This is a genomic window from Microcoleus sp. N3A4 (assembly GCF_036701805.1).
Lineage (GTDB): Bacteria > Cyanobacteriota > Cyanobacteriia > Cyanobacteriales > Microcoleaceae > Microcoleus.
The window spans coordinates 1-13,034 of the sequence record NZ_JAUBRJ010000118.1 but is presented as its reverse complement, the minus strand read 5'-3'; the positions used below and the strand labels follow the sequence as shown (position 1 = coordinate 13,034).

19 protein-coding genes are annotated in these 13,034 nt (G+C 44.0%); 14 read left to right on the top strand and 5 right to left on the bottom strand.

All coding sequences use genetic code 11. The annotated features are described in order from the left end of the window. The 6 genes from QUA56_RS35000 to QUA56_RS34975 all read left to right on the top strand — a co-directional run. Positions 1 to 1,070, top strand: a 1,070-nt coding sequence (locus tag QUA56_RS35000; RefSeq protein ID WP_333368174.1) for a hypothetical protein, incomplete at its 5' end; no start/stop codon positions are given. 149 nt (positions 1,071 to 1,219) lie between these two features. After that, on the top strand, positions 1,220 to 1,870 hold the full coding sequence (locus QUA56_RS34995) for a calcium-binding protein (RefSeq protein ID WP_333368171.1): 651 nt from the start codon (positions 1,220 to 1,222) through the stop codon (positions 1,868 to 1,870). Between the two features lie 58 nt (positions 1,871 to 1,928). Beyond that, on the top strand, positions 1,929 to 2,114 hold the full coding sequence (locus QUA56_RS34990; RefSeq protein WP_333368168.1) for a hypothetical protein: 186 nt from the start codon (positions 1,929 to 1,931) through the stop codon (positions 2,112 to 2,114). Between the two features lie 4 nt (positions 2,115 to 2,118). Further along, complete coding sequence (locus tag QUA56_RS34985) at positions 2,119 to 2,457, top strand: hypothetical protein (RefSeq protein ID WP_333368165.1); 339 nt, start codon at positions 2,119 to 2,121, stop codon at positions 2,455 to 2,457. Continuing rightward, a complete protein-coding gene (locus QUA56_RS34980; RefSeq protein WP_333368162.1) occupies positions 2,454 to 2,843 on the top strand; it encodes a type II toxin-antitoxin system VapC family toxin in 390 nt (129 codons plus the stop codon). Before QUA56_RS34985 ends, QUA56_RS34980 begins: the two co-directional genes overlap by 4 nt. Before the next feature lie 69 nt (positions 2,844 to 2,912). Then, on the top strand, positions 2,913 to 3,164 hold the full coding sequence (locus QUA56_RS34975) for a hypothetical protein (RefSeq protein WP_333368160.1): 252 nt from the start codon (positions 2,913 to 2,915) through the stop codon (positions 3,162 to 3,164). A gap of 422 nt (positions 3,165 to 3,586) precedes the next feature. On the opposite strand, the gene argB is transcribed toward QUA56_RS34975, so the two are convergent. Next, on the bottom strand, positions 3,587 to 4,498 hold the full coding sequence (gene argB, locus QUA56_RS34970; protein WP_333368158.1) for an acetylglutamate kinase: 912 nt from the start codon (positions 4,496 to 4,498) through the stop codon (positions 3,587 to 3,589). Positions 4,499 to 4,744: 246 nt separating this feature from the next. On the opposite strand from argB, the gene QUA56_RS34965 reads away from it, so the two are divergent. Next, on the top strand, positions 4,745 to 5,536 hold the full coding sequence (locus QUA56_RS34965; protein WP_333368155.1) for an HAD family hydrolase: 792 nt from the start codon (positions 4,745 to 4,747) through the stop codon (positions 5,534 to 5,536). A gap of 139 nt (positions 5,537 to 5,675) precedes the next feature. Here the strand turns inward: QUA56_RS34965 and mreD are convergent, their stop codons facing one another. From mreD to QUA56_RS34950, 3 genes are all read right to left on the bottom strand, one after another. Further along, on the bottom strand, positions 5,676 to 6,242 hold the full coding sequence (mreD, locus tag QUA56_RS34960) for a rod shape-determining protein MreD (RefSeq protein WP_333368152.1): 567 nt from the start codon (positions 6,240 to 6,242) through the stop codon (positions 5,676 to 5,678). Beyond that, positions 6,239 to 7,045 carry a rod shape-determining protein MreC gene (gene mreC, locus QUA56_RS34955; protein ID WP_333368149.1) on the bottom strand — a complete coding sequence of 269 codons (807 nt, stop codon included), beginning with the start codon at positions 7,043 to 7,045 and terminating at the stop codon, positions 6,239 to 6,241. Before mreC ends, mreD begins: the two co-directional genes overlap by 4 nt. An 87-nt stretch (positions 7,046 to 7,132) precedes the next feature. Further along, positions 7,133 to 8,140, bottom strand: coding sequence for a rod shape-determining protein (locus QUA56_RS34950; RefSeq protein WP_333368146.1), 1,008 nt, complete (start codon positions 8,138 to 8,140; stop codon positions 7,133 to 7,135). 331 nt (positions 8,141 to 8,471) lie between these two features. Between QUA56_RS34950 and QUA56_RS34945 the strand changes: the two genes are divergently transcribed. From QUA56_RS34945 to QUA56_RS34920, 6 genes are all read left to right on the top strand, one after another. Beyond that, entirely contained in the window at positions 8,472 to 8,831 is a 360-nt protein-coding gene (locus QUA56_RS34945; RefSeq protein ID WP_333368143.1) for a single-stranded DNA-binding protein, read from the top strand. Positions 8,832 to 8,878: 47 nt separating this feature from the next. Then, complete coding sequence (locus QUA56_RS34940; RefSeq protein ID WP_333368140.1) at positions 8,879 to 9,400, top strand: tetratricopeptide repeat protein; 522 nt, start codon at positions 8,879 to 8,881, stop codon at positions 9,398 to 9,400. A 180-nt stretch (positions 9,401 to 9,580) separates the two neighbouring features. Further along, on the top strand, positions 9,581 to 9,910 hold the full coding sequence (locus tag QUA56_RS34935; RefSeq protein ID WP_333368137.1) for a hypothetical protein: 330 nt from the start codon (positions 9,581 to 9,583) through the stop codon (positions 9,908 to 9,910). Positions 9,911 to 10,016: 106 nt separating this feature from the next. Further along, a complete protein-coding gene (locus tag QUA56_RS34930; protein ID WP_333368134.1) occupies positions 10,017 to 10,418 on the top strand; it encodes a hypothetical protein in 402 nt (133 codons plus the stop codon). Next, entirely contained in the window at positions 10,415 to 11,203 is a 789-nt protein-coding gene (locus QUA56_RS34925) for a hypothetical protein (protein ID WP_333368131.1), read from the top strand. The genes QUA56_RS34930 and QUA56_RS34925 overlap by 4 nt, the downstream gene beginning before the upstream one ends. Beyond that, positions 11,160 to 12,413, top strand: a complete 1,254-nt coding sequence (locus tag QUA56_RS34920) for a tetratricopeptide repeat protein (protein WP_333368128.1) — start codon at positions 11,160 to 11,162, stop codon at positions 12,411 to 12,413. Before QUA56_RS34925 ends, QUA56_RS34920 begins: the two co-directional genes overlap by 44 nt. An 84-nt stretch (positions 12,414 to 12,497) precedes the next feature. Here QUA56_RS34920 and QUA56_RS34915 read toward each other — a convergent pair whose 3' ends face one another. Continuing rightward, the gene (locus QUA56_RS34915) at positions 12,498 to 12,755 is read right to left on the bottom strand and encodes a hypothetical protein (protein ID WP_333368125.1); all 258 of its coding nucleotides are present in this window, start codon (positions 12,753 to 12,755) and stop codon (positions 12,498 to 12,500) included. Between the two features lie 48 nt (positions 12,756 to 12,803). Between QUA56_RS34915 and QUA56_RS34910 the strand changes: the two genes are divergently transcribed. After that, positions 12,804 to 13,034: helix-turn-helix domain-containing protein (locus tag QUA56_RS34910; protein ID WP_333368122.1), on the top strand; the 231-nt coding region annotated here is incomplete at its 3' end.

The window sequence follows — 13,034 nt, the reverse complement described above, 5'->3', positions numbered from 1 at the left end:
GGAGCGGAATGATGGGAAACTATCACGTTCCGTTTTGGAGAGCAGTGGAGGAGGCGACTCCTTCACTGACTTTAATCGTGGTGTTTCTTCATCGTGAAAATACTGGTGATGCTGGTGTAAATATCTCTTGGAAAAAAGATAGTATCTCTGTAGAGAATCGTTCATTTGATGTCAATTTATCGCTTTATAATAAGGATGGTAAAAATGGGACAGCGGATAGTGGCAATATTGACCCCAATAAAGACACGGTTGTAGTAATTCATGGTCGTGGTGATGGTTTTGAAGATCAAAATGTAATTAACTTAGCAAAAACAGCAGCAGATAGTCAATATTACCCAAACTCTCAGGTACTTTACTTAGACTGGAAGCAGGCAGCAAACGACCCTGGTAATCTGCTGCTAGGGACGGTTCCTTACGACGCTGCGAAGCGGATTAGGCCAGTTGCTGACTGGGCTACAAATAGGTTGAAAGAATTAGGAATAGCTCCTGAAAAAACCATTTTATTAGGTCATAGTTTAGGCTCTTACGTTGCCTCTGAGATAGGAAGGATAAGTGGAGGTGTTAAGGAGCTTGTTGCACTTGATCCAGCGTCTTCTCCTGGTGGCACTTACGACATTGATGGCAATAACCCTGGACCAGATCCTACAGTAGACTTTAGTGAAGCCACTACTAAATCTATTGCATTGGTCGTTTCAGACGCTAACTTAGGAGGTGCAGCAGGTGATAATGACAAAGCTAGTAGTGCCAACGATTCCTATATAGTTAATTTTATTGGCTATAAAGAAAGAGGGTTCCTAGACGCGGAAAAAACTAAAAACAAAGTCGTTGATTATCACAATGGTGTCGTTAATCTTTTCTCTGAGATAATGTTGCGTGACTTCGATTTTCCCTCTCACAAAGGTGACAGGTTTGACGATATAGGGAATGTACAGCCTGTGGGATTTAAAGCAGAAAAAGAGGAAAACATTCCTCGTCATGAGGGTTTGATCGCAGCCACTTTTACTAGCGGAATAAATGGATTGTATTATGTAAATTCTAATGGTGAGGTTAAAAGAACCTGGAATTCTTAATCCATTAAATTAACTTTAATGAAATTAGGACAAATCTACGTTACTGCTAAGCGATCGCTCATTTTTTTCTAAGAGCGATTACTCTCAATTTCATTTCCATCAAATCCTGTTCTGATCTCAGTAAACTTCGCATTTGATAACAAATAACGATGGCATTAAGATTTATCAATGATAATGGTCTATTTCGCTTGTTCGGCGATAACACCGCAGAATTGATCGAATTATCCCCAGGACCACTAACAAATATTCCTGGTGGTGTCTGGCTTCTAGGTGGCAATGATACAGTTACAGGCTCTACCATCAGCGAACTAATTGTGGGAAACAACGGTCAAGATAGTATTTCAGGTGGAGAGGGAAACGACAGTTTATTTGGTGGCAAAGGCAACGATCAATTGTCTGGCGGTGAAGGCGATGATTTTCTCTCAGGTGACAGGGACATTGATACACTCACTGGCGGACAGGGAAGAGATACATTTGCCCTGTCTACAGGTGGCGGTTTAGACATCATCACCGACTTTGACAATACAACTGATTACATCCAAGTACCAGCCAATTTAAATATGGGTGACATCTTGATTCAAACCGCAGGTGCTAATACTCTCCTTACTGTGAAAAGTACAGGTGAACAATTAGCCCAACTGAATAATGTTCAGGCTTCCAGTATCACCACTGTAAACTTTTTAGCTAATCAGCCACCTCTTCAGAGTACGCCTACGCCTGTAACTCGACCAGATACGCCCGTGTTTGTGCCTCCTGACTTTTCGTTGCCTGATTCACTAATTTCGCTTATTCCCTTTTGAAATCTACTGGTATCGCCCCTTTTCTTTTTAGGGGCGATGGTCTTTTTTCCAAAGTGCGATGCTACTTTCAGTGTTGGCATCTATGAGGACTTGTCAAAGCTCGATCGCCCTTACTGTCCGAAAGTTCGATCGCCCTTATTGTCCGAAAGTGCGATCGGCCTATAATTTCAGCATGACAACAACGGTCAAACTCAACAGAGCGATCGGTATAATTAAAAAATCAACATCAAATACAGTCAATTAATGCCATGATTGCTAATTTGCCCCTCAAACTGCCTCACTTACCCAACAGCTTGCCCAGGGAAGGTTCTGTCCGCATTGAGTTAGTCAACGGACTCTTAATATTCAGCGCTTCCATTCAAACCCAGGAACGAATTAAAACTTTAACAGCTCAACAACAAGCATCAAATCTAACTTCCGAAGAACAAACAGAATTGGATGGATATCGAGAATTCATTAGCTATCTAAATTTAGTAAATGAAACCATGAAAAATACTTTTATGTATTCTTTGCGCGGTACAGTCATTCATTATGATGAACCGTTTGAACCTGCGGTTTCGTTGGAAGATTGGGAAGTGCTACAATGATTGTACTAGATACTCATATATGGATTTGGTGGGTTGACGATAACACACGACTGACTCAGAAACATCGGGACTGGATACAACAATATCAATCTCAAGGTTTAGGAGTCAGCATCATTTCTTGTTGGGAGGTTTCTAAATTAGTAGAAATGGGAAGACTTACTTTGTCAGTTACAGTTGATGAGTGGTTAAAACAAGCTTTGGCTTATCCCGGAGTGCAGCTACTCGAACTCACCATTCCCATCATTGTCGAGTCAACTAAACTCACAGGTTTTCACCGCGATCCAGCAGATCAAATCATTGTGGCAACTGCGAGAATTTGCGGGTGTCCGTTACTAACTGCTGATGCAAAAATTCTGGCATATCCTGATGTACAGACTCTTCAGTGACAGATAAAAAATGCCTTCGCCCGGGCAGCAAAGCCTGGTTTCGCTGCTACTTTCAGTGAGGGAAAATACATGAAAATTCGAGAATCTCAAGGTAAGAGAGTCTGGAACCATTCTGAGGGCTGGTGCTGCCAGCCTCTTGACACAATACCGTCCGGTCATATTGCCCTAGCCGTTGAAGCGATAGATATTAATCTGGTAGACTGGGATATCGAAGAAATTGGCGAAACAGCAGGTTTTGATATTCAGTACAAATACACGGGAGTGAATGACCCGAAAGATTCATCTTTAGCTTGCGTAAGTCAGGCAAGTCGGCATCTATGAAGACTCGTCAAAGCTCGATCGCGATCTGGAATCTTTGATTGCAGCGGGCATCCCACGTCATTTATTTAAAATACTGACTGACAACGATGACATCGATTTGAAGCCTGTAACGCAAGACCTCAAAGCAGTTTCATAATGTCTTGGGTGTAGCGCAATTGTTGCTTTTTTTGAAGAGCGATCGCCCTTATTTTGCGAAAGTGCGATCGCCTTTATCTAAGTTCTATTCCCCTCACATTTCTAAGCAAGGCCAGTTCATCATGCAGAACTAAAATTCCCTCTGCTTTCAAAATAGCCATAGCATATTCAATCCCTGGACTATCAGCCAACTCTTTTAAGATACAAGGGGCAGGTTTAGTTAGGATCTACGCGATCGCAGCGAGTTTACCCCTTTCACCCACCCGCCCCACGCTAGGATTTACAGCTTACTTCGGCCTTAAGTTCGCGCTGCTAAACTCAGAAGCAACAATCATCGACCCAATCCCCGCATCCGTAAATATTTCTTGCAGCAAAGCATGAGGAATTCGACCGTCAATAATGTGAGCACCATTTACACCCTGAGCCAAACTCCGCACACAACAATTAACCTTCGGAATCATCCCTCCAGACACAACTCCCGACTCAACCAACTCTCTCGCTTCCTGAATATCTAACTTAGCAATCAGACTCTCCGGCTTGTGATAATCCTCCAAAATTCCCGCAGTATCAGTCATCAAAATCAACTTTTCCGCTCCCAAACCAGCCGCAATTTCCCCAGCCACCGTGTCAGCATTAATGTTGTAAGATTGACCGTTTTCATCCGCCGCCACGCTCGACACCACCGGAATATAACCGCTGTTTACCAAAGACTCCAAAATATTTATTTTCACGCCGCTGACTTCACCAACAAACCCAATTCCTTCCCGGCCGTCAGGACGAGCTTGAATCAGATTGGCATCCTTGCCGCACAGTCCCACTGCTTTGCCGCCAGCTTGGTTGATTAACGAAACAATTTCCTTATTTACTTTCCCCACCAAAACCATTTCCACAACTTCCATTGTTGCCGCATCAGTCACTCTCAAACCATCTTTAAATTGCGGCTCAATTCCCAATTTTTCCAGCCAAATATTAATTTCCGGGCCGCCGCCGTGAACCACAACCGGACGCATCCCCACGCAAGCCAGCAGCACAATATCCCGAACCACCTTGTCTTTAAGAGTGCTATCTTTCATCGCCGCACCGCCATATTTGACCACAATGGTGCGACCGGCAAAGTGTTGAATGTAAGGCAGTGCTTCGGACAGCACCTCTACTCGATTAGTGTCCGAATTCCTAACAAAATCGCTTTGTTTGAGCATGGGTAAATTACAAAAGACTAAAAACTTAATTCTAAACTTTAATGGCTAAAGCACATATCAACAGCCACAAAAATCACTTTTTCCCTTGAATTTATCCACGCGCAGGCTCGATCGCCCTTATTGAACCCAATCCTCAAAAATTTAATAGGTTTTTTTAATAACCTCATTTAAAATTATGTATTATAACTTATAATATTCTTGCTAAAGTCAAGAAATGTATAGCTCCCTTGATTTACTTAACGTTTTATGTTAACTGCTGTCGCCCCGGACTTCAAAAACTCTCAGTGCAAGCTACCATCAGAGGCTGACTCATCCCCCCGGATGACGGTATTTTGCGATTTAGACGGGCCGATCGTCGATGTGTCCGATCGCTACTATGCCACCTATCAACAGGGATTGGCCGACACTCAAGCAGCTTATCTTGCTAGGGGAATCAACCTCAACCTTCAAATACTCAGCAAACAGCAGTTTTGGCAAATGAAACAAAACCGAGTGCCCGATGCTGAAATAGCCAAAAGTTCCGGCTTGTGCCCAGAAGAAATTCACGTTTTTCTCGGATGCGTGAGTCGGATTGTCAATCAGCCAGACTTGTTGCACTTAGATCGCATCCAGCCGGGAGTGCAGTGGGCGATCGGACTTCTTCATTCCCGCGGCGTGCGACTGATTTTAGTCACCCTGCGGCCGAGAAATCAAGCCGTTCAACTGTTGCAAAATTACGGTTTAGCCAGACTGTTTACCTGCATTCGCGGAACTCAGATGCCGGATGCTGCCTATCACAACTATACAGCCTTAAAAACCGAATTGTTGGCTGAAGTTGCAGAAGAATTTGAGTCATCCTTGGGTTCGGCTTGGATGATCGGAGATACCGAAGCAGATATCCTCGCAGGACAAGCATTGGGAATACCCACAATTGCCGTTACCTGCGGCATTCGCAGCCACTATCAACTGCAAAAGCACCAGCCTAATTTCATTCTCAGCGACTTGATTATTGCCGTTCATCACTTATTAGGTTCTGGGCCAGAAGTAATAGTGGACTGACAACATTAACAGTTGACTGTTGACTGTTGACTGTTGACTGTTAACTGTTAACTGTTAACTGTTGACTGTTGACTGTTGACCAATGACCAATGACTGTTGACTAATGACTGTTGACTGTTGACTAATGACCAATGACTGACTAAGATTTTTCTAAATTCCTCGTCATTTCCCACAAGCGATTCAGGGGAAAATAAATCACCGGAGCCCAAAGACTGCTGAGAATAGCAGAACACAAAGCCACTCGCTGGTGATCGCTCCAAATTTCCAGTAAAGCCCGATCGCCCACAGCCAAAAATTGAATCCCCATCACCGTTTCCGCTACCACCGCCATCCCAAACACAATTAACGCGATCGGAATCGGATCTCTCTCAACAATATCTACCGGAATCGACCAGGTTTTCAGCAACACAACTGTTAAGACTCCGACAATAACTAGACTCACAGCGTGGGTGGGATGAGGAGCCGTCATCGCATCTTGAAGAAACCCCAAAACCAGGCCCATGCTAGCAGCTCCCCAAACTGTACGTTTCCGCTTAATACTCCAAGCTACCAACCAAATTAACAGCCAGTTCGGGCCAATTCCCAGCAATTCCATTCCCGGCATCCGAGTGGGCAATATCAGCATGCACAGAATCACAGAAACAAATGTAACGCCGAAGTTGAGAAATTGGCGCGATCGCGAAGACATCCGAGATAAAGCCTTCATGGCTGCTTTACTCCCCCTTCCGGTGCAGAAGATCGATCCTGCGAAGCCTTTTGTTCGGCTTGCTTAGAGTGAGGGTAAACCACCGCCCACTCCAGAGAATTCATCGGTGCAGAGAACTCAACAACAGCTTCTGGAGCCGGAGTTTTATTCAGATCCACCGAAACCACTTTTCCCACCGGCAAACCAGGAGGGAACAACTGACTAAAAGAAGAAGTTGAAACCATATCCCCAGGCTTGACATTGGGAACATTATCAAAAAACTCCATCACAGCCTGATTTGGGCCTTTACCGCGAATAAAACCCATGTGGCGAGTGCGGGTAATTCCCACACCCAATTGACTCGTAGGGTCGCTGACTAACAGCACCAAGCTAGTATTAGGAGTAACGCTGACAACCCGACCGACCAAACCGCCGGGGCCCATGACAGTAAAATCTGTTTTGATGCCATCGTTACTGCCGCGCCCCAAAGTTACTTGCTGCCACCAGTGGTCGGCGCTGCGACCGACAATAGGAGCTACAATCCCTTTAGTTTTCTTAGCAGAAACGTAACCTAAAAGCTCTTTTAGCTTCTGATTTTGAGTCTCTGATTCTAATAGCTGCGCTTGCAATTCTTGAGTACGTGCCGAGATGAGCTGCTCTTGCCCAGAACCGTTGGCTTGAAACGGACGAGTCACCCAATTGTAAACTTCAAACAGTGGAGCACCTTGTGTTTGTCTAACTCCCCAAGCAGCAGTTACAGCTAAACCTAAAAGAGCTATTTGCAGTCGCAGATCCCACCACTTGCGGAATGTATTCTTTAGCATAATTTCAGTAATCTAAAATTGTTATGTCAGGATTTTAGATTTGAGATGGCAGCCCTATTTCTAAATCCAAAATCCCAAATTTGTTAACTACATATTGCGCGACGACTGCCCGCTGAAAACCCGTTCCAACTGTTTGTTTTCCAATACCCTACCAGTTCCCAAAACCACGCAGCACAGCGGATCGGCTGCCACATGAGTGACAATTCCTGTTTCGTGACTGATCAGAGTATCTAAACCTTTCATCAGCGCCCCGCCGCCGGCCAGCATAATTCCCCTGTCAATAATATCTGCTGCTAATTCCGGGGGGGTGCGTTCCAAAGTACGCTTGACAGCTTCCACAATTACTGAAAGCGGTTCCGACATACTTTCGCGAATTTCGGGGCCTTTGATAGTAACAGTTCGCGGCAGACCGGAGAGCAAGTGCAAGCCCCGCACTTCCATCATCACGTCGTCATCCTCTGGAGTGGGATATGCAGAACCCACCTGAATCTTAATTTCTTCAGCAGTGCGTTCGCCGATGACCAAATTGTGAACTTTTTTCATGTATTGGACGATCGACTCATTGAGTTCGTCGCCAGCTACCCGCACAGATTCGCTGATCACCGTACCTTGCAAACTCAAAACCGCAACTTCCGTCGTACCCCCGCCGATATCTATAATCATATTACCAGTCGCCTCAGCAACAGGCAGTCCAGCCCCGATCGCAGCAGCGATAGGTTCATCAATTAACCGCACTTCTCTAGCACCGGCCTGAGTTGCCGCCTCAATGACAGCACGCCTCTCGACTCCGGTGACACCGCTGGGGATGCCAATAATTATCCGCGGCGAAACTAAGCTTCGGCCTTCGTGAACCCTGCGGATAAAAGTCTTGAGCATTAGTTCGGCCGTATCGAAGTCTGCAATTACCCCGTCGCGAAGCGGACGAAGTGCTATGACGTTCCCTGGCGTGCGCCCGAGCATTTTTTTAGCTTCTTCTCCAACAGCCAGCGGTATTTTTAAATCTTGGTCGATCGCCACTACAGAAGGTTCCTGCAGAACAATACCTTTGCCGGATACATAAACGAGCGTGTTAGCAGTACCGAGGTCGATACCCATATCTCTAGATAACGAAAATCGATTGAGAAGACCCACTGATTCGTACCCCCCCCAAAAACTAAAATACTATTGTGTGCAATAATGTTGTTACAAAAGTGTAACCGAGGTGGATTCTATTACGTTTTTCATCCTGAGTCTAGTCAGAAATGTACATTGTCGAGCTCAGGTTGAGCGCAGACTAGCCAATCATCCACCATCAATATGTTCTGCTAACTGGGTGTAAAATCAGGATGAAGCCCTCAGAAGCGGTATTCTAACTTCAGTTTGGAGGCTAGCGCGCTTGTGGACTGTTTAACTACATCACCGATCGACCACATTCCCAAAAAAGTTTATGAGTCTTAATGTTGTGACTTTAGTAGGCCGCGTCGGCGGCGACCCGGACGTGAAGTATTTTGAGTCGGGTACAGTTAAGTGCAGATTGACGCTGGCAGTCAACCGCACATCCAAGAGCAGCGATCAGCCAGACTGGTTCAATTTGGAACTGTGGGGCAAGGATGCCCAAATAGCTGCTGACTATATTCGTAAGGGTCGGTTGATTGCTGTCAAGGGTTCGTTGAAGTTCGACCGCTGGCAAGATCGCAACAATGGAGCCAACCGATCATCCCCTGTCATTAAAGTAGACCGATTTGAGCTATTGGATTCTAAACGGGATGCAGAATCGAATAGGTCGCCAAACCACAGCGAGTTCTAGTGTTTTGCGGATTTGAGAATTAATATTTTTAAATTGGTCGGAATCTGGTGACTTCAGAAAAGTTAGAAATTGTTCAAACTGAGTACCAAGCTGGGCAAGTAGCTTTTGAGAGTGGCCGGTATGCTGAAGCTGTGCAAAGTTTAGAAACAGCTACCGGTTTAGTCGATCGAAATTCCCGGTTGGGCGGCGAGGTGCAGATGTGGCTGGTGACAGCCTACGAAGCCTCTGGCAATACAGAAAGGGCGATCGAGCTTTGCCGCAAGCTCACCCGCCATCCCCGCCAAGAAACCCGCCAACAAGCAAAGCGCTTGCTGTTCATTCTGGAAGCTCCCAAACTCACTATCCCTCCTGAATGGATGGTAAAAATCCCTGATTTGGCAGCTTTAGATGAAAATCAATCAATCAGTTTTCAAGCCAATCCCAACGCTGATATCAAGTACGCTAAACCCCAGACCAGTGTACCAGAACCTGTAGATTTAAGTCAGGTTAATACGAAAGACAATCGATTTATATGGGTCGCGTTAATTGCGATCGGGCTAATTTTAGGCGGCTTATTTATTAGTTATTAATCATTTTTGTAAGTGGATTCGCGAAAAAACCTGGTTTCTGTGGTCGGTTGGTAGCGATCGCGAGTTCTTGAGTATAGTGCGAGATGTGAGTTAACATAGGAGTTAAAAAGCTCCACATCCCGATCGTCCGCGATCGCGATAAGCTGTGGGTTCCATCTACAATCTACAATATACAATCCGATGACTTCACTCCCACCCAACCGCGCCAAAACACTCAAAGAAGCTTACCGCGCTTGCGATGTCAAGCCTCTAACGGGCGATGATATTGCCCGATATTATGTGGATTTGTCCGCAGTACGAAACACGGTAGCGATCGAGGATGTTAGCACGGATTTGTATATTCAAGAACCGGGAGAATTTAACACATTTTTGTTTACGGGACATCGGGGATGCGGCAAAAGTACAGAGTTAAAACGCATTCAGTCGCGGTGGGAAAATGACTATCGGGTGATTTACATAGAATTCGATCGGGAACTAGATGCTTATGATGCTGAATATACCGATTTATAGCCTTTCTCAAAAAGATGAGGTATGACTGACAGCTTACATAACCAGCCAGACTAAGAGGGCCGGGGCCCAACAACGTCCGCGAATCTTTCTGAGAACCGCTATATATTTGCTTTTTATCAACAAAGTAGCTGATGATTTAACTAAATTACGATTGAAGTTCGATCCCAAACTTTTAGAGAGTTTTGAATCGTGGTTTAAAGATATTACTCAAGAAAATGAACAAACCGTTCAATCTTCTGTCAGCATCGAAACAGAAGCAAGTGCAGGCGCAGAAATCCCCTTTATTTCTAAGTTGACCGCCAAATTGATCGGTCAAATCAAAGGTTCTAGGGGAGCATCCCATTTTTGCTTTCAGATCGTGGACGGTTGCATCAGAATAATATATTTGGATCGTTTTCAGTGCGAGCGTCTCGCTCGCGGTAGGGATCGCGAGCGAGACGCTCGCACTACTAAAAACGCTTTTTACCAAATTGGGATGCTCCCGGTTCTAGTCAACAAAAAAAAGTGATTCGGGAAACTCTTCAGCGTAATTTATCCCGCTTGCAAACAGATATTAACTTGTTGCTAAAAGATGCTTTTGACAAGCTGAGACGCAAATATCCAGACCGCTACCAAAAAGGATTTTTGGTGATTGTTGACAACTTAGACCGGATTCCTCCAAATGTTGGCAATCATTTGTTTTTTGATTACGCTCCTCAACTCCAAGAATTAGACTGTACAATTATCTATACAGTGCCGATTTCAGTAATTTATTTATATAAAAATGTTAGTAATTTGTTTAGCAATCCCAACATCGTGCCAATGGTGAATATTTATGAATTTAATCGCAGCGAGTGCGATTTAAATTACAATCAGCAAAGATTAGAGGGAGTTGCCAGTTTGATCGAGCAGCGGGTTGATGTTAGTGCCGTATTTGCCGATAGACAACAGTTGCTAGAATTGGTAAAAGCCAGTGGTGGCCATGTGCGACAGTTGATGCAGATAACCAGATCGGCTTGTCTGACAGCTACAACTCGCAAACACACTAAAATTTTGCCTGAAGATGTAACTTACGCTTTAAATCAACAGCAATTTGACTTTGAAAGGTCTACTCCTACGCCAGAATATTATACAACTTTAGCGCGGGTTTGCCTCGAAAAAGATATTGCTAAAGATGCAATGGGACAAAAGTTATTATTCAATCTTTCCGTTTTGGAATACAACGGAAATAGTCGGTGGAATTATGTCAACCCACTCGTAAAACAAAGCTATGCTTTCCAACAAGCCCTTAGATCAATTCAAGGAAATCCCTGAAATATACCGACAAAGGATTGTTGAACTCAATCAAGAATCTTTTGACCAATTGCTGACGTTTGTCGATATTGTTCCCGACAATGCCTTTGATTTGGGATTTATCCAAAGCAATTTTGTCAAGGATAGAGACGCGATTATTCAGGCATTGATTAACCACCCCGATTGTCAAGAGATGCAGTTTGAAATTTTGGATTTTCCCGATCCTGATATGCGCTTTTTGATGGATGAAATTCTGAAGGTTTTGCCAACAGTCAAAGTTCAACCAGACAAAAAGTTGATTTTCATTGTGCGGGGAGTGGAAAATGCGATCGGAATGACGGGGGAATATCCGCCGATGCTGGTAGATTTTAATTGGGTGCGAGATGCTTATCCGGTTATGGTGCCGCATCTAATGCTGTTTTGTTTGCCGGATTATGCGATTACGCGAGTTGCTAATTATGCGCCGGATTTCTGGGCATGGAATTCGGGGACTTTTGTGTTCAAAACTCCTGTAAATACTAGAGACGATGCGATTTCTCAAACTCTGGATGCTAGCAAAGGAATTAGCAATTGTGAGTTGCCGGAAAAGCAGGAACGGATCGATTTATTAAAACGGTTATTGATCGAATATACTCCATCGAATGGGCGCGAGGAAACTGAAAGGGATTTGAAAACTCGGATCAGAGTTTTGAATGATTTGGGAGTTGCCTATCGCAGCCGGAGTGAATATAAAACAGCAAAATACTATCTAGAACAAGCCTTAGATTTAGCGAAAGATGATGAAGACTTCATATCTTTAAAAGCAAATACTTTACATGAATTAGGATGGATTCAGAACGATTGGGGAAATCCCAAAGAGGCGATCGCATTTTATCAACAATCACTCGAACTTGAGGAAAAAATTGGCGATGTTCAAGGGAAAGCTGCTACTTTGCACCAACTAGCAGGAATTTATGCCAATCAAGGGGATGTAGAAAAGGCGATCGCATTTTATCAACAATCACTCGAACTTAAGGAAAAAATTGGCAATCTTCGAGGGAAAGCTGCTACTTTCGCAATGCTTGGACAGTTGTTAGCAGATGAGAAGGGAGATTTTGACAACGCCTTGAATTATTTACAGCAATCTTTGGATATTTTACAGCATTTGCGATCGCCCGACGCGGAGACTGTGAGGGAAATTATTGCTAGGGTTCAGCAGATGGCTGGAGATAGATGGATGCACTTCGACTAAAGAAACCAGGTTTTTCGCAGTTTTTGGGCGGTGTATCAACACTCTCGGAAAAAACCCGGTTTCAGGCCTATAAATCAGGATTGGCTACAAAGGTAGATACTGAACGCAGTTAACTAAATCTTCAGGTTCGTTAACCTTAGCAATGATTTCCAAGTCACGAATGCAATCACCAAAAGTTACATTCTGTTGATGGGCATAGATGACGCCAGCAAAATTGACTTCCTCCTGCTGGCGGTGGTTGGCTATGGCCAGAAAATCCTCGTCTTGTGTAAAAACAACGCGCTGAAGATCCGTTGCGCGATCGAGTATAAGTACCTCAACAAAATTAATTACACAAATCAACTAATATGATATACTGAAAATATCAAGTTGTATTCAAAAAAATTTTATATGTTTTTACTTCGAGATATCAATCCACTTTCGTTGAAATTGCTAAACCGAATTTATCGCGAAAGCAGACATCATCAAGTGCGTCAAAGAGCACAATTTTTAATTTTAGCTTCACAAAATATCAACAATAAAAATTTAATGAAAATCTTTAAAGTTAGTTATAAGACCATGTATAACTGGTTGAATCGATGGGAAGATGAGGGAATGCTCGGATTATATAATAAACCAGGT